The organism is Roseburia porci (assembly GCF_009695765.1).
Classification (GTDB): Bacteria; Bacillota; Clostridia; order Lachnospirales; family Lachnospiraceae; genus Roseburia; species Roseburia porci.
Window position 1 is genome coordinate 66,522 of the sequence record NZ_VUNI01000009.1, and the last position, 19,716, is coordinate 86,237.

Genomic DNA, 19,716 nt, shown 5'->3' on the forward strand with positions numbered 1-19,716 from the left:
TTCGTACTTGTTTTTTACTTCTCCTGTAAATATGAATGAAGGATGCGCTTTATTTTGTTTTTTCATTGTCCCCCTTTTCTTGTATTTCTTTCTTAAAAATATAACGAAGAGAAATATCATTTTGTTACATTTGTTTTTTCTTATCTGTATTTTTATAAAAATGTAACAAAGTAACCCCCTTTTTCGTTATAATTAATAGTAAGTGGGCAAAAGAGGTACAAACATGATTTTACTGATGATGATCGATACACCAGAAGACAAACGAAAATTTGTAATCCTATATGAAAAATATCGGTATTTGATGTTCAAAATTGCACGGAATATTCTCCGTGATCCATATCTTGCAGAGGATGCCGTTCATGACGCTTTTGTCCATATTGCCCAAAATATGAATAAAATCGGCGAAATAGAATCTTTATATACAAAGCGTTATCTAGTCACCGTCGCAAAAAATGCAGCAATTGATTTATACCGCAGACAAAACAGACAACGGAAACAGGAAATGTTTGTAGATGAACTCGGAGAGAACCAACTTCCTGTCACCTATATGCATACAGATTTGGAAAATGATCTGCTTGATATCCTAAAGGATCTTCCTCCTAAATACAGAGATATTTTCTTACTTAAATATTCTTCTCATATGAGCAATTCTGAAATTGCTCAACTTCTGGAAATCCGCGAAGGAACTGTAAGACAGCGAATTTTCAGAGGAAAACAGCTGATCGAAGATGCTTTAAAAAAACTGGAGGAAATATAATGGTCAAATTAAATGATGAAATATTATATCAATATATGCCGGTTGTTGATTCTGCTATCTTACATACTCTGGAAAAATCTACTGACACAAATTATGTATTTTCTGCTTCTTTCGAAAGGAAGATGCATCGATTGTTTCAAAAAGAACGTAAAATTGAAATGTGGAAAAAAGTAAAGAAAATAACCTCTCGTGTTGCCATTTTTATATGTATTATTTTCATATCCTTTTTTTCCATTGTAATGAGCGTCGATGCTTATCGAGTAAAATTTTTCGAAACAATAAAAAGCTTTGTTTCATACGACAATACAGTGCTTTTTTCATATAACACTACATCTTCAGATACTTTTGAAGAAAAAACTCCTGAATACATTCCAGACAGCTATTTTCTGCAAGATACACATTGTAATGAAAATACGATTATTCGAACCTATGAGAATACGAATGGCGAACAACTAATTCTTCATCAACAGGCAGTAAGCCAGCATGCTCAGAATTATTTTGATGATATGTATGATCAAAAAGATACCGTCTCAATGAACGGGGTTGATATTACAATTCAAAGATACGATGATGGTTCCGTTTTTACATATTGTGAATTTCACAGCAGTATATTCATGATAAATGCTAATAATATGGAGACCGATGAAATAAAACGAATCTACGAACATTGGATAAAATAATACCGAAGGAGTACAACTATTGAAAAAAAAGATCTTACAAACTGTACTGATTATCTGTTTTCTGCTTATACTTCTGCCTATGAGTGTTTTTGGTAAAAATGCAGACCGGGCACAATTACAATTAGGATATCTTTCAAATTATGGTATTGCTTTTGACATTTCCCCAAAAGGGAATGCCAATATAACCGCCTATGTATATGGAAATGGAGAGACAAAATCTACTTATATTCATCTAATCCTACAACAGCAGACAAAACCAAATCATTGGGATAAAATCATGTCATGGAGAGTTTTTCCCAAAACTCGCTGTGCAAATGTTGTCGAAACTTATGCGTTAACCAAAGGAACCTATCGCATCAAAGCTATTCTGAAAGCAAATGAAGAAGAAAAAATTTTATATTCTGATGTTTTAACCTTTGAATAAATATTTTTCACAGAAAAAAGCCGCCTCACGAAATTCCTTTCGTAAAGCGGCAGTTTCAAAACCTGTTATTTTCCAAGCGTAACCTTCATAAGAACCGGGTTATGATCCGAATTTGCAAATCCAAGATCCTGTGTTTCGACCGAATCCACAGTCAGATTGGATGACACAATAAATCCATCAATCAGATAATACTGGAATTTATCCGGGTCTGCACCTTCATACGGCTGGTCAAGCGACCTGCAGGAAGGTGTGCGGTTATCTGTCACGAAATTCAGATCGGAGCCGAATTCATCAACGTCCACACATCCCGGCTGCCAGAGATCCTCATCGATCTGCGGATACATACTAATATCCACATTGGAAAAGCTCTGGTTAAAATCACCTCCGGCGATTACATAATTTCCCTTATCTACTTCTTCCTGAAGCACCTGCTTCAGCATTTTGGTCTGAGCAGCTTTTCCTTCCCCATCATCGTAGGCTTCAAGATGAAGATTGACAAGAACAAGTTCCTTGTCACTGTCTTCGACTGGAATACGGTCCACCATCAGACAACGTTTTAAATTGGCAATTCTGACCGGATACGAAAATGGACATGGAAGTGAGATTCTCTCCGCATTTTCCATCTCATAGCCGGACAGCGTAAGGATTCCGCAATCTACTTTTCCAATTGTCGGAATCGGATATGGCACATAGAGTACCTTATAATTGGTTGCAAAACTATATGTAGAATCCTTCCATTCGTCAACGATTGCATCCTGCTCATTGATTCCGTGCGACCTCTTGGAATCCAGATCCACTTCCTGAAGAAACGCCGCATCCGGCTCCAATGTTTTCAGTTCCTCGCTGATTGCCTGAATGTTCGTCTGCACCTGTTCCCTGTCGGCTGTGCTAACATGCTTTCCACCATCCATGAAAAAGTCGGCGTTTGCTCCCAGCGCTCCATAACCGATATTCCATGTGACAATGGAAAAATCGTCTCCCTCATGAAGCGTTCCGGATGCATTTCCACCTACATCCAGTGTCTCCTTCGCAGCCGGCTTAAATTCTGTAACGGTAAGTACAAGTATCAGAATCAGAAAAGCAGCTGCTGCAATTGCAACAACGATTCCGGCAGCTTTCAGGATCGTTGTCACATTCTTCTTTTGTTTTTCCTGCATAAATAAAATCCCCCAGATTATTTATATTCCATCCCCGCTCCACTTCAATGCTGTTAGTGGATTCCTTTCAGCTTATAGCCAGCCTCTTCAATGACTTTTGCAAATTCCTCTTTGGATACTTCGCGGTCCGTTGTCACCTCTGCGGTTCCTTTTTCAAAGCTGACTTCTGCGGTCACACCTTCCATATCATTGAGTGCTTTGGTTACATGTGCCTGGCAATGTGCACACATCATTCCTTCGATTTCAAGTGTCTGTTTCATTTTATGATCCTCCTTCTTATCTAAGCAGCATTCTCCGCTGTCGGATTCTGCTGTTGCTTTCTTTTTGTCAAATTTCATCAGATTCAGCCGCAGGGCATTGGTTACCACGCAAAAGCTGGAAAGGCTCATTGCAGCTGCACCAAACATCGGATTCAGTTTCCAGCCAAACAGCGGAATCCACACACCTGCTGCAAGCGGAATTCCGATTACGTTATAGAAAAACGCCCAGAACAGATTCTCATGGATATTTTTTAATACTTTGCGGCTCAGATGGATGGCTGCAGGTACGTCCGAAATATCACTTTTCATCAGTACCACATCAGCTGCATCGATTGCCACATCGGTACCTGCTCCGATCGCAATTCCGATATCCGCTCTCGTCAGTGCCGGCGCATCATTGATTCCATCTCCAACCATGATCACGAGTCCTTTTCCCTGAAGTTTGCGGATATTTGCTTCCTTGTCCTGTGGGAGCACATTGGCAATTACCTGATCAACTCCTGCCTGTGCTGCGATTGCCTGTGCGGTGCGTTCGTTATCGCCTGTTAACATCATAACGCGTTTTCCCATATGATGCAATTTCTGAATTGCATCTTTTGCATCTGCTTTTAATACATCTGCAATTCCTATCATTCCAAGAAGTCTGCCATCGTATGCAAAATACACCGGGGTTTTTCCTTCTCCTGCAAGCCTGTCTGCCTGTGCCCTCACAGACTCATCAATGCTCATCTGCTGTTCCATGAAGGATAAATTGCCACCAAATGCCATCTTCCCGTCAATTGTTCCGCTTAATCCATTGCCAGGATGCACCGTAAAATCTTCTACTGTATGATCCGTACGCTCAGCATTTTTTCCATAATTTACAACGGCATGTGCAAGTGGGTGTTCACTCTTCGACTCTAACGCACAGGCGATCGAAACAAGCTGTTTTTCCTCTGCTGCAACCGGGATCACGTCCGTTACGACAGGCTTTCCGGTTGTCAGTGTTCCGGTCTTGTCCATGACAACGATATCTGCTTTTCCGGTGTTCTCCAATGCCATGGCATTTTTAAATAAAATACCGTTGCGAGCACCGATTCCATTTCCCACCATGATTGCTACCGGTGTCGCCAGTCCGAGTGCACATGGGCAGCTTATAACAAGCACTGAGATTCCCCGTGCAAGTGCGAAACCAACAGTCTCTCCGGCGAAAAGCCACACTAGAATTGTAATCGCTGCGATTGTTATTACAACCGGTACAAATACTCCGGATACCTTATCTGCGATCTTGGCGATTGGAGCTTTGGTTGCTGCCGCATCGCTGACCATCTGGATGATCTGTGACAATGTGGTATCTACACCGACTCTTGTTGCGCGGCACTTCAGATAACCTACACGGTTTATCGTTGCTGCTGATACAGAATCTCCCTCTTTCTTGTCTACCGGAATACTTTCTCCGGTCAAAGCAGACTCATCGATCGCACTGCTTCCCTCTAAAATCACGCCATCCACCGGAATACTCTCCCCAGGTCTCACCACAAAAATGTCACCGATCTGTACCTGTTCCACCGGAACAGTCACTTCTTTGCCATCCTTAAGCAGAACCGCCTGCTTTGGAGCCAGATTCATCAGACTTTTTAATGCATCCGTTGTTTTTCCCTTGGAGTAGGACTCCAGCATTTTTCCAACGGTGATAAGCGTCAGTATCATCGCTGCCGATTCAAAATAAAATTCATGCATGTAGCTGTGTGCCAGCTCCATATCTCCGGTCTGTAATGCTGCGCCCATTGCGTACATCGCATATACACTGTATCCAAACGAAGCAGCCGCTCCAAGTGTGACCAGTGTGTCCATATTCGGAGCTCCGTGAATAGCACTTGTCCATCCACTGATAAAAAAGTGCTGGTTGATGACCATTATGATCACCGTAAAAAGTAACTGTGTCAGTGCAATTGCAACATGATTGTTGATTGCCTCCGGAACCGGCCAGCCCCACATCATATGTCCCATGGAAATATACATAAGCGGAATCAGAAAACATACCGATGCGATCAGTCGCTTCGCAATCTTTGGTGTCTCTGTATCCTTCAGTGAATCTGCGGATTGATACCCTCCATGGGTACCCGCATTCTGTGCATCTCCATTCGGATTCTCAAGTGCTGCTCCATACCCTGCCTTTTCCACTGCACTGATCACAGCGTCCGGGGAAGCACTTCCCTCAACGGTCATGGAATTCGTAAGCAGGCTGACGGCAACCTCATCGACGCCATCCACTGCGCGTACTGCTTTTTCCACATGCGCGCTGCAGGCTGCACAGCTCATTCCTGTCACCTGATATTTGTCCATATTTTTCCATCCTTTCCTGTATTTTCTTTACAGATACTTACTCGTTTTCTTTTATTTCATAAGTTTCTGCAGCGTTGTCACAAGTTCATCCACAACCTCATCTTTTCCCGCATGCAGATCGTCCACAACACAGGTCCGGATATGATTGGCCAGAAGCACTTTATTAAAACTGTTTAATGCAGCAGTGATCGCAGATACCTGCATCAGAATATCCGGGCAGTAGGCATCATTTTCCACCATTCCCTTTACGCCGCGGACCTGTCCCTCAATCCGGCTTAACCGGTTGATCAGATCTTTATATTCTTTCTCACTGCGGTGCTTTGTCTTGTCCTGGCAACAGCAGCATTTCTTTTCTTCCTGATTGTCTCCCATAAGTATCTCCTTTTTTCACTCGTTTCATAATTGCCTGTATTTTCATTTCACGCGGTCATTGTATACCCCCATGGGGTATGCTGTCAAGATGCAGAAACGCGAAATTTTCTCAATTACACGCCTGCCTGTTCTATTGACGCAAGCTCTTAACAGGACTAGAATAGCCTCATTAACTTTAGATTATTTTTAGGAGGATTCGAAATGATTGAATTCAGATATGATACCCAGTTACTGATTGAAGGTACAAATCTCGATGAAGATGCCATCAATGAGTATTTCACAAATAATTTCAAGGGTGACTGCCTTCTGGCTGTCGGTGATGATGAACTGATCAAAATCCATTTCCACACCAACGAGCCTTGGAAAGTGCTTGAATACTGTGCTTCTCTCGGCGAGATCTATGATATTGTAGTCGAAGATATGGACAGACAATCCAGAGGTTTGAAGGGATAAGATGTAAGCAATCATGTATCTGCATGATTCTCCGTAAACTGATTTGTGTTCAATTTACGGAGAATTTTTCTGCAAATGGCAATTCTAATTTTCAGGCATAAAACATCCAGCCAGAAGCAATGGTGTTGCATTTCTATATTTTTTCAGCTATATTCTGATATTTAGGCTCTATTTTTACAAATATATTGACATCTATTTTTACGATATTATATATTGAAAATAAACGGGAAGAGGGTAGAGACGTAACAGTTTAAGTTGCTGTCAATCGGTATTAAAAATCTGATTCACAAGTTAAATCTGCTATTTATTATGCAATAGGTCATAAATATTCAATATCCCTTAAAAATAATGCATTATCCTATGATGATATGCAAAAAACATATCTGGATACAGACCAATACCAATTAAAGTTCAATGGAATAGCGGGGGTTCTCATGCTGTAATCATTAGTGGATATGATGCAAATCATAATGTTACAATAGTTGATCCATATGGTAATTCTGCAACACGCAGTTATTCATATGATAAGTTAAGAACTGGAATAACTCTTGCATCAGGAACCGGTCGGTATATTTTAACATGGGAATTAGTATAGGAGGCTGTATATGAAAAAAATAATTACGTTTGCAATTGTTCTTTTTGTACTTATGAATCATTCCTTTCCTGTCGGTGCATCGCAGACAGAAAGCGTTCCACCAGTTTCCAAAGAAGATATTCTCTACTATAGTGAAGATTACTCTGAAATAAAGCAGCTTGAGGCAGAGATTGAAACAGATTTGTCACAATACACAGGTAAACCTGTAAAATTAACAGACGATGATTATAAACAAGCATTCAAAATATATGTTGACAGTGATTTGATCAACTTAAATTCCATTCGCGAAAAAGATGTGCTTAACACTCTTGAATCTGGTAATTACGTTTGGTTCTTTCCATATTTAAATCAATATGATGTCACAATCTCAAGAGGACTTCCATTACCGGAAGATAGCAAAACATCTCTCACCATCGAGGAGCAGCAACAAGTAATTGAAAATGAAGGCAAATGGGGAATTGCCTCATATGGGGAATCTCCTCATTCTTTTTACATTGCTTACCTAAAGGAAAAAAGCATTGACTGGTCTTCATACAGCCGGGTTGTATTTGCTGGCGGTCTGCATGGTTTACAGAATCCAGTGGCAATTTCATTTCGAAATGGTGAAGCCTGTGATGTGATATCTCTCGGATTTACCTATGATGCAATTCCTGATACCAGCAGTTCCGATGAGAATACCGTCATGTTTGCAAATGAAAATACTGAGGATGAAGTTTACTCCTATCCTGACATCATCAAACATGCGAGAGAAATTGATTATCCTTCCGACACAAGTCTCACCGGTGGTAACGGAACCTATCATAACACCAATTCCTCATTACCTATATTGATTGGAATCGTTGTTTTCATCACATTCGCAATATTGAGTATACTTATTTTATTTTTAAAAAAGATTCGGGTGTCAAAAGGTGACTTTTAACTTAGTAACTGGCAGATTGCACAAAACAATGCCTGATTTTGTAACATGGAAAAAATTAGAAAATCTTAGTTTGCCTGCTTGTATATAGTGTTTTGCTGCCATGGACGGCAGCCAAAGTCTTAACGCCCCATTGACGGGGCGTTTAAGACATACACGTCACTTTTAAAATTTTCACACACGTCTGAACACTTTTCTTCCAAAATATTCATAGAGCAGATTGCCAAGCTGTCCGATTGCGAAAGGAACAAGAAAATATTCAAACAGTGGCGCCAGCATTGCAATCAGCTGGAAAAGACTTTCGGATGCCGTGCCATATCCGATCACCGAGATCAGTTCGCAAAATGCAACTGCAATGACCGACCCAAAAATCCCAACGTATACAAGATCCAGTTCCTTAAACATATGATAACAATACACTCCGGAAAGAAGCCCTACTGCCATCACAAAATACATTTCCATCTCAATATTCCCGATATTGAAAATTCCAAGACCTGCTAACATTTTCCTCCTCCTTTTCCTATCTGTCTGTACACTGATTATATATCATGTGCTCCGCACATGATGCCTTCGGCTGATATTGCTTAACCGCTACGGCAAAAGTCCGAAAAACCTCCGTTTTTCCGGACTGTATGCTCACTTTTGCCTTCGCGTACATTGTATCATAGAGTCCTCCAATGTTTGTTTAAGATTTTCTTATTTTTGTTTAATAAAAACTTTATGTTATTTAAACTGTTCCGTAACCTCGCGTGCCACATCCGGGTAATTGGTGATGATCGCATTTACACCAAGCTTACAACACATCTGCATATATGGTTTCTCGTTTACGGTCCATACGTTTACATCCAGTCCGTTTGCCGCAGCGTCCTTCATATAATTCGGGAACTGCAGGTTGTAAAGAGCCGGATGCAGGGCATTGCCGCCATGTTTTGCACAGTACTCTGCCATGGCGATCGGTCCATCTGCATATAAGAATCCAACATATGCCTTTGGATCGATCTGATGCAGTTTTACACAGGTATAATGGTTAAATGAAGAATAAAGTACCTTGTCTTCCATTCCCATTTTTCTTGTAAGATTGATTACTTTTCGTTCCAGATCCTCATAGAAAACGATTCCGGTTTTCAGTTCCACATTAATGGTAAGATCAGTCGGTTTTAACAGCTCATACACTTCGCGAAGTGTCGGAATGTCCGCATGCTCCACCTCCGGATGCGTCCGGTTAAAATTAAATTTGCGCAGTTCTTCCAGCGTATAATCTTTGACCCAGCCTTTTCCATCGCTGGTTCTGTCGATCTTTTCATCATGGATGACCACAAGCTGATCGTCCTTTGTCAGCTGCACATCCAGTTCTACACCGTCCGCTTTCATATCAACTGCTTTCTGAAATGCGATCAGCGTATTCTCCGGTGCATATGCACTTGCTCCTCTGTGTGCCCATACAAGCGGGGCATTTCCATTTTTTTTGAAATTTGTAAAACTCATATCTGTCACCTCATTTTTAATCATCTACATCAAAGGCTTCAAGGCCCTTTTTTGCTTCAACTTTATTATCTCCATGTCTGACCATTGTCATCGTAAGGAATGATCCAAATACAAAAACTGCGGCATATGGAAACAGTGCATTGTAACCGATCCGGTTCAGCAGAAATCCCGCCACAATCGGTGTCACAATCTGTGCTGCCATACTGAACGTATAGTAATATCCGGTAAATTTTCCAACGTCGCTTCCACTGCACATTTCAAGTACCATCGGAAGACTGTTGACGTTAATGGCAGCCCACGCAAGCCCTACCAGTAAAAACAGCAGGTACAACGCTGCATGAAATGTATGGAAAAAGCAGGTATACACAAATGCTGCTGCAAAACATGCTGTCAGAAGTAACACACCGCCGATGATTGTCTTTCTACGGCCGATCCGGCTTGCCAGCTGTCCCACCGGTATGTAAGAAAGGATGGCTCCTCCGGTTGCAATTGTCAGACACATAGACGCACCGCCAAGACTCATATCCCACATGCGGCTGGCAAATGTCGTAAACCATGTTTCAACTGCATTGTAACCGATAAACCAGAGTGCGATCGAGATCAGAAGAAATGTCAGACTCCGCTTTACCTCCTTTGGAAGCACTTCCTTCCCTTCCGGGTTCTCCTCTGCCAGATTCTCTTCCGGATGCGCAGCCTCATACGCTTCCATTTCCCTGTTTAATTTCACCTCATCTACCGCAAACATCACAATGATCAGAGACAAAATCATGATTCCAGCAACCACAAGAAAAAGCGGAACATAATTCACATGTGCAAGCCCTTTTGTCTGCGACGAAGAATACATCACACTTGCAATCAGCAGATACAGTATTCCGCCAACGGCTCCCATCAGATTGATGATTGCATTCGCTCTGCTCCTGAGCGGCTTTGGCGTCACATCCGGCATCAGTGCAACCGCCGGACTCCGATAAGTTCCCATTGCAACAAGCAGCCCTCCCAGCACGCAGATGAAGATCACCTGTTTTGCGGTAGATGGTTCTGTAAAATATGCATTATCCAGAAATGGGATCATCAGCATAAAAAATACCGCTGCAATCGTTCCGCACAGAATGAACGGTTTTCGTTTTCCGATCCTGCTGTGGCACCGGTCTGAGATTCCTCCAAACAGCGGAAGCAAAAACAGGGCAAGCACATTGTCCGCTGCCATAATCATGCCGGAAAATGTTTCGTTCATGGAAAATGTATTGGTCAGCATAAGTGGAATCACGCTATTATACATCTGCCAGAACGCACAGATCGACAGAAATGCAAAGCCGATCCGTATGGTCTGTCGGGTATTCAGTTTCATGTAAAAACCTCCTGCATTATATTTTCCTATAAAACAAAAAATTTACAGAAAGAATCCCCTCCCGGATTCCCCTGTAAATTCATTCTAACACTCTTTGATTGCACAAAAAAGGACTTTACAAACATTTTACCACAGCCTTAACCGAAGCACCCGGTTGACCTGTTTTGTGACCCATTCACTGGACAGCCAGAAAGTCAGGCAGATTGCGACGCAGATCAAAAGCAATACGGAAAGCAGATCCAGCTGTTCGAGATAATCATACATTCCCATAAACATCAGAATGTCACGGATCAAACGGTGGAGCATATACACCGGCATCGTTCTTTCCCCGATAAATGATATCTGTGTTTTCCGGTCCGGCACTAAGAACATCACTGCCCAGGACAGAAAAACTGCGCACACCATAAGAACCAGACGCACGATTGCACCCTCTGCCCAGTGATCCAGTTCAAAATATGAAATATTTTCATATACCATTGATAATTCGTCATGCAGGCGGTCGCCAAACAACAGAATTCCGATACAGATTCCCGACGCAGCCGTTATGACCGGTTTTTTCAGTTTTGGAGACAATACTTTCTGTATGTCTTCTTTTTTCATATAATAGCCAAGATAAAAAAACGGACCAAACACAAGGATTCTCGACAGGCACAGGAAATCTCCGATCTGCCTGAAATACCCTGCTGCCAGTGCAAGCAGAACACTTCCTCCGAGGACAACCGCGGGATGCAGCCTGCGGATAAGCGGAATGCACAGATACCATGCAATCATTGCAAACAGATACCACGGTGCACCGCTTTGCGCAAAGAAGTTAATCTGTGCAAAGCTCCGGAAACCAGCCAGCACATATACAAGCTGGATCGCAATAACAAACAGAATATATGCCTTGATCAGATATAATATCCTTTTAAAATTAAACGTTCCGTTGCGATAGATCGTCTTGGCAAAATAGCCGGACACAAATACAAAAAGCGGCATGTGGAACACATAGATCAGCCGCTTCAATATAACAAGCACAGCATTATCGTGGATTGGAAGCAGAAAATGCCCCAGCACCACAAGGAAAATCAATACTGCTTTTAAATTATCAAAATAATAATCTCTTTCTTTTTTTTCCATAAATGAAAACTCCCTTGGATCAAAGTCCAAGGAAGTACTATACTACTATTTCTCTCATTTTGCAACGGATGACCGCTTTTCTTTTTCCAGTCTGCGATATTCACTCGGTGTCATTCCGGTCTGTCTTGCAAACAGTTTTCGGAAATGTTTATCATCATAATATCCGGTCTGTTCTATGATCTGCTCAATGCCAAGATCCGTTTCCCGAAGAAGCTGCTGCGCCTTTTTCATGCGGATCTCCGTCAAAACATCAATGTAATTTTCTCCGGTCTGTTCCTTGAATTTACGGCTGAAATAACTCGTACTGAACCCGCAGTGTTCTGCGATCGTCTCCAGATTCACAGGCTCCGCATAATGCACTTTCATATAAGCAATCGCATGTGAAGCCAGTTCGTGTTCATCCGATAATTCATTCTGCATCATATGGCTGATCTCCAGAAGAAGAAGCTGCAATTCCTTCATCCTCTCATGTCCGTCAAATACATGCTGCAAAGCAAAAAAACGCATATCCGGAAAAATCCTGATCCGGCTTGCCTTTTCCATTTTCTTGACCTGCTTTTGCATCTGCCAGCAGAACCTTGCATATGCAGGGGGATATTCCTGAAATTTTGGCTCCGTTTCCTGATAAAAATGCTCAAACCATGCTTCGATATGCTCCATATCTCCCAAAGCCACATAGCGGCACAACTCACGGATACTACGGTTCGACAGGCAGCGGTCGAGACGTTCTGTCACTCCCGGATGTTCACTCGCATATAATACCTGCCCCGGTTCTGCCATGCGGTATTCCGACACGTACATAGCGCCATCCAAGGACGCACGGATGTCTTTCATCTGTTCCACCATTGGCCCAACAGCAATCGTAACCTCAAATTTACCATACGTATCCTGCATCTGTGTGATCTGTCTGCGCAGTTCTTCCAGTTCTTCTCTCTTACGTGACTCTACACAATCCTCCGGGTAATTTACGATCGCAACCAGTCCAAACGGATCTACTTCCCCAATGATGATTTCACCGGCGCTCTCCAGCTGATGAATAATAAGCAGTGAAATCTCCCGCAAAAACCTGGAATCCTTATTATATAGTTCAAACTGATCCACCGTAATTGCAATAGCCTGATAGTGAAGTGCATTCAGCTTCGTTCCATATCTCCGATTTATCTCCGGAAGCAGATAATCCACATCCTCCGGTTTATCCAGAAGATACTGTAAAAGCCGTTCCATGATCTTCTGCCTTTTGTTGAACTCATATTCTTCCAGCCGTCTTCGATCCTCACGCTGCTTGCAGAGCGCCAGAAGCCGTCTCGTACATCTGGCGATCCGTTCTGTGATCTCGCCGGAATCCTCAGTTTCAAGGATCACTTCATCGACATGTGCCTTCACTGCCCGGTACAAAAGTTCAAAGCTTTTCTCCTGTATAAACAAAATCACTGCGGCACATTTATTTCTGGTCTTTAATCTGTCAAAAAAATTCCAGAGCGTCTCATGGTTCTCATTTACCCATTCCTGATATGCTTCCCCATGTCCTTCCGCATTTGTAAAACGGATCAGAAAAAGCAACGGCCTGTTCAAATCCATATCACAGGCATGATTGAGATGAAACTCCTTTACCGTTCTCTCAAAGGGTCCAAAACAAGCGGAATCTGTGATCTCACTAATATCAAATTTCCTTGTATAAATCTGAAGCGTTTCCATAGTCCTCCATTTTTGGTGCTTTTGCACCATGGTCTATTTTGTCCTGCAAATTTTACACCTTGTTTCCACAAATATACCATGCTATTATACTCTTGTAAACAGGAAACGAAGTAAAACATTTTCCTGAGAATGAAGCAAATAAAGTCAATTGACCCCATCTTTTGACTTGACTATATATTGTAACCCTTTCCTTTATTCCCCTTATAAAATTATATACCCCCAGCTCTGCCGGGAATGCAGAGCACGACACCACAAATGTACCCCCATTTGATGGTGTTTTTTTCTATTCTCCGATCGTAAGTTCATCCAGAAGATGCAGGTGATGACGTTCTACCAGCTCCATACATTTTCTGTAATTATCGACATCTTTTATATTATTCACACAATGTGCATCCAGTCCAAGTACTACATCATTTCCCACTTCACCGGCAACTTTCCAGAAACGGTCAGCCGGATACTGTTTTCCCTCTGCCATGCCAAGAACATTGACTTCCAACGGAATCTGCAGTTCTTTCATTCTTCTGCAGAGTCTGGTCATCTCCCAGTCATATACCGAATCCATTCCCTGATAGTTTATAATATCCGGGTGTGCAAGATAAAGATAACTTCCAGTCTCCATTCCGCTGATCACAATGTCTACATACTCCCGAATCCTGCTCTCATCATTCGTTGGAGTTCCCGTATACGGACCATCTTTCTCGCTTTTGAAGAAATGCTGTCCCATGATCATGTAATCACAGCCGAGGCTTCTGAACATTGCCATCTGCTGTGGATAAAACTCCGGAATATATTCAGCTTCAAATCCAACATAGATCTTAATGTCATCTTTATATTCTTCTGCAAGTTTGCGGATACATCCAACGTATTCTCCTGCCTGATCCATCGTCATTCGTATATTGGAAACAAAACCATCCTGAAACGGACATGGGATATGATCCGAGAATCCGAATGTCTCGATTCCCATATCAATTGCTGCCTCAATATATTCTCTTTCTGTTCCGTTTGCATGCTGGCATCGGAATGTATGCGCATGATAATTTGCTTTTAAAAAGTCCTGCATTTTCCTGTTCTCTTTCTTATTATTCTATGTCTGGAAGTTCCTGTCCTGCTCCAGAAAACGGTTCATCTCTTCCCTGATATGGACGAACTGTTTCTTTGTCACCGGATTATCCGTCGGAAAATCCATCATCCGGTCCAGATATCCCTGTTCTTTTACAATTGCCCGGCTCTCAGGGTACACAAGCTCATACACAAGGGAAATGTGTCCCACTGCATGATCCACTGCCGTCTTCTTTAAACTTCTTAATATCGCATGATGCCCGTCAAATGCCTGCATCACTTCTGCGGTAACTTCACTGGTGCGGAGTTCTTCTGTTGTCACATTGTAGATTTCTTCCATCGGTGTGTCAAGGTTTACGCGCAGAATATCGATCTTATCGGCATCCCTCAGCAGATTACAGTACATCTGTGTTTTTTCATCAAGTCCTTCCGGAATACGGTATGCACTGTGCCACCGCACAGCGGTCTGAAGAAGTTTGTCCCATCTGTTCTCAGGCAGAAAGCTGCGTATGCGCCCCTCTTCTCCAAACAGGATCTCACAGCTTAACTGCGCATGGTCAACGGAATCCGCATCCGAAAATGTATGATACCTCCGTATCTGTTCAAACCTTCCGATATCATGTAAAAGTCCGCACATCCATGCCAGATCCAGTTCTTCGCCGGAAAGTCCGATCGAACGGCCGATCCGGTCACACAGTCCTGCCACGCGGTATGTATGATCAATCTTAAGCTTTATTTTCGGATCGCTGCTGTTATAGTGATCCGTATATTCAGCAAAAGCCTGTTTTGCTGCTTCTCTGTTCATATTTCCTCATCCTTCCGTTTTTCACACTTATCAATGTAGCATTTTCTGGTATTTTTTTCCATACCAATTTGCACTCATATCTAAAGAAATGTATATTGCACAAAACAAATCCACCCATTATAATTAATTTATAAAGTTCATACTTTTTTTATAACATTTTTAAATAACATTATACAAAAGAAGGGAGTATACATATGTTATTTCAAGTTTATGGTGACGGATCTTCTTATCAGTTACTCGGCTGGATTCTTGTATTCGCAGCTCTTGTAATCATGAATGAGATCGCACGTCGTACAAAAATCGGAGGACTTCTTTGCTTTGTAGTTCTTCCAGCAATTCTTACCGTTTACTTTATTGCAATCTATGTAAGTGCGGCAAACGGTGCCGAGTGGGCTTTAAACAACCCGACTTACGTACATATGACCAGCTGGTTCCACTATGCGAAGTTATATGCTGCAACTGCAGGATGTATCGGTTTCATGATGCTCAAATACAAATGGAGCATCGGTTCCAAAGAATGGTTTAAAGTTTTCCCATTCGTAATCGTAGCAATCAACATTCTGATCGCTGTCGGAAGTGATTTCGAATCTGCTATCTGCGGTGCTCAGGCATTATCTGAAACAGGAACAAGATGGTGGTTATCATCTGAAGGCGTATGGTTATACGGTGGATGGTGGAACGTTGTCAATGGTATCGCAGGTCTGATTAACATCTTCTGTATGACAGGATGGTGGGGAATCTACTCATCCAAGAAAAAAGATGATATGTTATGGCCGGATATGACATGGGCATTTATCGTTGCTTATGACATCTGGAACTTCACCTACACATACAACAACCTTCCTACACATTCCTGGTATTGTGGTCTTGCATTACTGCTTGCTCCTACATTTGCAAATGTATTCTGGAACAAGGGTGGCTGGATTCAGAACCGTGCAAACACACTTGCATTATGGTGCATGTTTGCCCAGGTATTCCCATTATTCCAGGATCAGGGTAAATTCGCAGTTCTCCCTGTATTATACGCAGACGGCACAATGGATAAATTAACACATCCATCTGCTGTAAATCCTACTATGCAGGGTGTTGTAGCTGTACTTGCACTCGTTGCAAACGTAATCTGCATCTTTGCTATCGCAAAACGTGCAAAAGCACAGGGAATCAACCCATACAAACAGGAAGTATTCAAAGGAACAAAAGACTTCGAAGAAGCTATGTCCAGAGCAGAATAATCCAGATTATTTAAAAGGAGCTGACACACTTTTGTGTGCAGCTCCTTTTTCTGTATACCGCCCGTTCTCTCTTACTGCGCCTTCTGTTTCTCTACTTCCGAAATGCAGATCTTCGTTGTCCTGCTCCACTCTTTTGTCTTTTCGTCCCTTGTCACCGCACTCCGGTGTTTCTTTAGAAATTCTGTCAGCGGATAACAGTTGATCCAGATTTCATTATCACTCTCTTTCTGGCTTTCGTCAAAGACCAGTTCCATTCCAAAATGCAGATGTACGACTTCAATGTTGTTCACGTTTTCCTTTTTACTGTATCCGGTGTGCCCCATATAGCCAATTACGTCTCCAGCCGTAACAATGTCCCCTTCTTTCAGTCCTTCCGCATATGGCCGATCCTGTCTCAGATGTGCATAGTAATAATACCTCTGCCTGTCAAAACTGCGGATTCCAATCCGCCAGCCACCATACTGGTTCCATCCAAGCGCTTCTACATACCCGCTTTCCACTGCAATGATCGGTGTACCGATGAGTCCCATCATATCGTGTCCGAGATGCGGTCTGTTGTAGCCATACGACCGGGCAGAGCCAAAATCATCTCCTGAAGAATAGTCGAAACCCTCCGCAATCGGGGAATACGCCATAAGTCCATACTGCTCTTTCATACTTCCATCCTCGGTCTCTTCCTGAAATGTGCCAACCATTCCTCCAAGTACGGCCGTATATGCCTTTTCATAATAATTAAAATACTCCATACCCTCGGTAAGTTCCTCCAGAGAAGTTCCAGACTCCAGGCTTTCTGCGGCTTCGTCAACACAGGATAAGGCATTTTTTCCAAATTTGCCTCCATTTTTTGCAGCTGCGTAGGCGAGCAGATCGATCCAGCTGACCGTTTTTTCCGTATCATCCGACTTCTCAGCTGCCTTTGTGTCCTGTTTCTCATGCGATTTTACATCCAGCTCATATGCCCGGCACAAAGCCTCATAAGTGGGATTAAATTCCACATAGTGGATGTAATCACCGCTGTTCTTGTTCGCCTCTGCGAACTTTGTGTTCTCCTCCGGAGTATGTGATACAATCTGTATCATGACAAGTATGATCCCCAAAAGCTCCGCACCAATGCCAAGAGCCAGCCACTTTACGCGGCTGGCTCTGCTTCTTGCAAAACGATAAATTTTTCTTCTTCCTGCCACATCTGACCCTCATAGTTTTCCTATATCCTATGATTATTCAGATGTTCGCATTTTATTCCTCATTTCCTGTCGCACACTGCGTTGCCCACTCCAGAGCAGCCTCAATATTCGGACGGAAATTCTCTTTTCCAACTTTATCGATAAATCCGGCTTTTTCCATAACATGCATCGGCTGTGCATTGACATGGGATAAGATCAGACGGATATTCTGTTTCCTGCAGATATCCAGAAGGTTCTCAAGTGCATTCATTGCAGTAATATCAAGCGCCGGAACTGATCTCATACGAAGTACCAGACACTTTGTAAAATCCTTGAATTCAATCTCTGTAAGCACTTCTGCAGCTCCAAAGAACAGAGGACCTGAGATCTCGTAAACGCGGACATGTTTTGGTACATCTGCCAGTTCATTCTTATCCACATCCAGATCTTCTTCCTCTTTGTAATGCCAGCCATATACGTCCGTCTCATCGCTCATACGTTTCATGAATAACAGACATGCCATGACCATTCCAAACTCAATCGCTACAACAAGATCAAATGCAATGGTAAGTACAAACGTCGCAACAAGGACAAAAATATCACTTTTCGGTGCTGTTTTACAAAGCTTCACAAACGGCCGCCACTGACACATATTATAAGCGACCTGGAACAGGATTGCTGCGATCGTCGGCATTGGAATCCATGCTGCATACGGCATAAGTACAACAAGAATCAACACCAGCGTCAGTGCATGCACCATTCCGGCTACCGGCGTACGTCCGCCACTTTTGATATTGGCTGCGGTTCTTGCGATTGCACCGGTTGCAGGGATTCCTCCAAACAGTGCCGATCCCATATTACCGATTCCCTGTGCGATCAGCTCCGTATTGGATCTGTGCTTACTGTTTACCATTCCATCCGCAACCACACAGGAAAGAAGGGATTCGATTGCAGCCAGTACTGCGATAACGAGTGCATTGGACAGCTGCGATTTGATGAGTCCAAAACTTAAATCCGGAAGTGCAAAAGTCGGAAGCTTATTACTGATCGTATAAAGATCACCAATGGTATTAACCTTTAAGTTCAGACCTTTCACCATAAGAATTCCGGCAGCAACTGCAATAAGAGAACCCGGAATTTTTTTATTAATATATGGCCAGATGATCAGAATCGCCAGACAGATCACGCCAACGAGAACTGCCATCCAGTTGATCGTATCGATATTCGAGATAAATGCATGAAATTTTTCTACGGTTTCTACCGGTTTTTCCCCATGCTGATAAGTAATCCCGCCAAAATCCTTCAGCTGTCCGATGAGGATTGTGACAGCGATACCTGCTGTAAAACCGGTTGTGATCGTATACGGAATAAATTTGATCAAACTTCCAAAATGGAAAATTCCCATAAGAATCAGGAAAATACCTGCCATAACGGTGGCAACGATGAGTCCTGACATTCCGCTTGTAGCTACGATTCCGGCAACAATCGTCGCAAACGCTGCTGTCGGTCCTGCAATCTGTACGGTACTTCCACCGAAAAACGAGATCAAAAATCCTGCAATGATCGCAGTGTAAAGTCCCTGCTCCGGTCCAACACCGGACGCAAGTGCCAGTGCGATCGACAATGGCAGTGCAATGATTGCTACAATAATACCGGATATTACATCCTTGATAAACTGCTCTTTACTATAATTTTTCATGGTAGTAAACAGCATTGGGCGAAAAACTTTCATAACTAAATCCTTTCTTTTTTGCATAAGAAAAGGGACAAATTACGAGAATCTGTCCCATCACATAACTAAACTAATATTAGTTTAGCAAAGTTCCTGCAAAATAAAAAGGGGATTCCGCAAATAACGACAAATTTCTACG

General features: G+C 42.5%; 18 protein-coding genes. 6 read left to right on the top strand and 12 right to left on the bottom strand.

Going from position 1 to position 19,716, the window contains the following annotated elements; translation table 11 throughout:
- Nucleotides 1–223 precede the first annotated feature (223 nt).
- From FYJ75_RS06995 to FYJ75_RS07005, 3 genes are read left to right on the top strand one after another with little or no spacing between them, the layout of a single operon-like run.
- The gene (locus FYJ75_RS06995) at nucleotides 224–757 is read left to right on the top strand and encodes an RNA polymerase sigma factor (protein ID WP_154429755.1); all 534 of its coding nucleotides are present in this window, start codon (nucleotides 224–226) and stop codon (nucleotides 755–757) included.
- Entirely contained in the window at nucleotides 757–1,437 is a 681-nt protein-coding gene (locus FYJ75_RS07000; protein ID WP_154429756.1) for a DUF4367 domain-containing protein, read from the top strand. The genes FYJ75_RS06995 and FYJ75_RS07000 overlap by 1 nt, the downstream gene beginning before the upstream one ends.
- A 19-nt stretch (nucleotides 1,438–1,456) precedes the next feature.
- Entirely contained in the window at nucleotides 1,457–1,861 is a 405-nt protein-coding gene (locus FYJ75_RS07005) for a hypothetical protein (protein WP_154429757.1), read from the top strand.
- Nucleotides 1,862–1,926: 65 nt separating this feature from the next.
- Here the strand turns inward: FYJ75_RS07005 and FYJ75_RS07010 are convergent, their stop codons facing one another.
- The 3 genes from FYJ75_RS07010 to FYJ75_RS07020 are packed head-to-tail and all read right to left on the bottom strand — an operon-like array spanning nucleotide 1,927 to nucleotide 5,975.
- Nucleotides 1,927–3,018, bottom strand: coding sequence for an endonuclease/exonuclease/phosphatase family protein (locus tag FYJ75_RS07010; protein WP_154429758.1), 1,092 nt, complete (start codon nucleotides 3,016–3,018; stop codon nucleotides 1,927–1,929).
- A 53-nt stretch (nucleotides 3,019–3,071) separates the two neighbouring features.
- A complete protein-coding gene (locus FYJ75_RS07015) occupies nucleotides 3,072–5,603 on the bottom strand; it encodes a heavy metal translocating P-type ATPase (RefSeq protein WP_154429759.1) in 2,532 nt (843 codons plus the stop codon).
- 51 nt (nucleotides 5,604–5,654) lie between these two features.
- Nucleotides 5,655–5,975: a metal-sensing transcriptional repressor gene (locus tag FYJ75_RS07020; protein WP_154429760.1), complete on the bottom strand. Its 321-nt coding sequence runs from the start codon at nucleotides 5,973–5,975 to the stop codon at nucleotides 5,655–5,657.
- A 201-nt stretch (nucleotides 5,976–6,176) separates the two neighbouring features.
- Between FYJ75_RS07020 and FYJ75_RS07025 the strand changes: the two genes are divergently transcribed.
- Together FYJ75_RS07025 and FYJ75_RS07035 are read left to right on the top strand one after the other, a co-directional pair.
- Nucleotides 6,177–6,428 carry a kinase to dihydroxyacetone kinase gene (locus tag FYJ75_RS07025; RefSeq protein ID WP_154429761.1) on the top strand — a complete coding sequence of 84 codons (252 nt, stop codon included), beginning with the start codon at nucleotides 6,177–6,179 and terminating at the stop codon, nucleotides 6,426–6,428.
- Nucleotides 6,429–7,033: 605 nt separating this feature from the next.
- Nucleotides 7,034–7,942 (top strand): hypothetical protein, encoded by a 909-nt coding sequence (locus tag FYJ75_RS07035; RefSeq protein WP_154429762.1) that lies wholly within the window; start codon nucleotides 7,034–7,036, stop codon nucleotides 7,940–7,942.
- Between the two features lie 171 nt (nucleotides 7,943–8,113).
- On the opposite strand, the gene FYJ75_RS07040 is transcribed toward FYJ75_RS07035, so the two are convergent.
- From FYJ75_RS07040 to FYJ75_RS07070, 7 genes are all read right to left on the bottom strand, one after another.
- Nucleotides 8,114–8,443 carry a hypothetical protein gene (locus FYJ75_RS07040; protein ID WP_154429763.1) on the bottom strand — a complete coding sequence of 110 codons (330 nt, stop codon included), beginning with the start codon at nucleotides 8,441–8,443 and terminating at the stop codon, nucleotides 8,114–8,116.
- A gap of 219 nt (nucleotides 8,444–8,662) precedes the next feature.
- Nucleotides 8,663–9,424 (bottom strand): glycerophosphodiester phosphodiesterase, encoded by a 762-nt coding sequence (locus FYJ75_RS07045; RefSeq protein WP_154429764.1) that lies wholly within the window; start codon nucleotides 9,422–9,424, stop codon nucleotides 8,663–8,665.
- Between the two features lie 16 nt (nucleotides 9,425–9,440).
- Complete coding sequence (locus FYJ75_RS07050) at nucleotides 9,441–10,772, bottom strand: MFS transporter (RefSeq protein ID WP_154429765.1); 1,332 nt, start codon at nucleotides 10,770–10,772, stop codon at nucleotides 9,441–9,443.
- A gap of 126 nt (nucleotides 10,773–10,898) precedes the next feature.
- The gene (locus tag FYJ75_RS07055; RefSeq protein WP_154429766.1) at nucleotides 10,899–11,891 is read right to left on the bottom strand and encodes an acyltransferase family protein; all 993 of its coding nucleotides are present in this window, start codon (nucleotides 11,889–11,891) and stop codon (nucleotides 10,899–10,901) included.
- A gap of 54 nt (nucleotides 11,892–11,945) precedes the next feature.
- Nucleotides 11,946–13,586, bottom strand: a complete 1,641-nt coding sequence (locus FYJ75_RS07060; RefSeq protein WP_195838966.1) for an AraC family transcriptional regulator — start codon at nucleotides 13,584–13,586, stop codon at nucleotides 11,946–11,948.
- Nucleotides 13,587–13,869: 283 nt separating this feature from the next.
- A complete protein-coding gene (locus FYJ75_RS07065) occupies nucleotides 13,870–14,646 on the bottom strand; it encodes a histidinol-phosphatase (RefSeq protein WP_154429768.1) in 777 nt (258 codons plus the stop codon).
- Between the two features lie 24 nt (nucleotides 14,647–14,670).
- Nucleotides 14,671–15,450, bottom strand: coding sequence for an HD domain-containing protein (locus tag FYJ75_RS07070; RefSeq protein WP_154429769.1), 780 nt, complete (start codon nucleotides 15,448–15,450; stop codon nucleotides 14,671–14,673).
- A gap of 194 nt (nucleotides 15,451–15,644) precedes the next feature.
- Between FYJ75_RS07070 and FYJ75_RS07075 the strand changes: the two genes are divergently transcribed.
- Nucleotides 15,645–16,682: a DUF5692 family protein gene (locus FYJ75_RS07075; RefSeq protein ID WP_154429770.1), complete on the top strand. Its 1,038-nt coding sequence runs from the start codon at nucleotides 15,645–15,647 to the stop codon at nucleotides 16,680–16,682.
- A gap of 71 nt (nucleotides 16,683–16,753) precedes the next feature.
- On the opposite strand, the gene FYJ75_RS07080 is transcribed toward FYJ75_RS07075, so the two are convergent.
- Complete coding sequence (locus FYJ75_RS07080; RefSeq protein ID WP_328596882.1) at nucleotides 16,754–17,866, bottom strand: M23 family metallopeptidase; 1,113 nt, start codon at nucleotides 17,864–17,866, stop codon at nucleotides 16,754–16,756.
- Between the two features lie 52 nt (nucleotides 17,867–17,918).
- On the bottom strand, nucleotides 17,919–19,577 hold the full coding sequence (locus tag FYJ75_RS07085) for a SulP family inorganic anion transporter (RefSeq protein WP_154429771.1): 1,659 nt from the start codon (nucleotides 19,575–19,577) through the stop codon (nucleotides 17,919–17,921).
- Nucleotides 19,578–19,716: the final 139 nt, after the last annotated feature.

Bases quoted from the DNA above. Each gene is read 5' to 3' on its own strand.
- FYJ75_RS07045 (WP_154429764.1), bottom strand. From the start codon at position 9,424: ATGAGTTTTACAAATTTCAAAAAAAATGGAAATGCCCCGCTTGTATGG.
- FYJ75_RS07050 (WP_154429765.1), bottom strand. From the start codon at position 10,772: ATGAAACTGAATACCCGACAGACCATACGGATCGGCTTTGCATTTCTG.
- FYJ75_RS06995 (WP_154429755.1), top strand. From the start codon at position 224: ATGATTTTACTGATGATGATCGATACACCAGAAGACAAACGAAAATTT.
- FYJ75_RS07075 (WP_154429770.1), top strand. From the start codon at position 15,645: ATGTTATTTCAAGTTTATGGTGACGGATCTTCTTATCAGTTACTCGGC.
- FYJ75_RS07010 (WP_154429758.1), bottom strand. From the start codon at position 3,018: ATGCAGGAAAAACAAAAGAAGAATGTGACAACGATCCTGAAAGCTGCC.
- FYJ75_RS07020 (WP_154429760.1), bottom strand. From the start codon at position 5,975: ATGGGAGACAATCAGGAAGAAAAGAAATGCTGCTGTTGCCAGGACAAG.
- FYJ75_RS07055 (WP_154429766.1), bottom strand. From the start codon at position 11,891: ATGGAAAAAAAAGAAAGAGATTATTATTTTGATAATTTAAAAGCAGTA.
- FYJ75_RS07070 (WP_154429769.1), bottom strand. From the start codon at position 15,450: ATGAACAGAGAAGCAGCAAAACAGGCTTTTGCTGAATATACGGATCAC.
- FYJ75_RS07015 (WP_154429759.1), bottom strand. From the start codon at position 5,603: ATGGACAAATATCAGGTGACAGGAATGAGCTGTGCAGCCTGCAGCGCG.
- FYJ75_RS07065 (WP_154429768.1), bottom strand. From the start codon at position 14,646: ATGCAGGACTTTTTAAAAGCAAATTATCATGCGCATACATTCCGATGC.
- FYJ75_RS07040 (WP_154429763.1), bottom strand. From the start codon at position 8,443: ATGTTAGCAGGTCTTGGAATTTTCAATATCGGGAATATTGAGATGGAA.
- FYJ75_RS07060 (WP_195838966.1), bottom strand. From the start codon at position 13,586: ATGGAAACGCTTCAGATTTATACAAGGAAATTTGATATTAGTGAGATC.
- FYJ75_RS07035 (WP_154429762.1), top strand. From the start codon at position 7,034: ATGAAAAAAATAATTACGTTTGCAATTGTTCTTTTTGTACTTATGAAT.
- FYJ75_RS07025 (WP_154429761.1), top strand. From the start codon at position 6,177: ATGATTGAATTCAGATATGATACCCAGTTACTGATTGAAGGTACAAAT.
- FYJ75_RS07085 (WP_154429771.1), bottom strand. From the start codon at position 19,577: ATGAAAGTTTTTCGCCCAATGCTGTTTACTACCATGAAAAATTATAGT.
- FYJ75_RS07000 (WP_154429756.1), top strand. From the start codon at position 757: ATGGTCAAATTAAATGATGAAATATTATATCAATATATGCCGGTTGTT.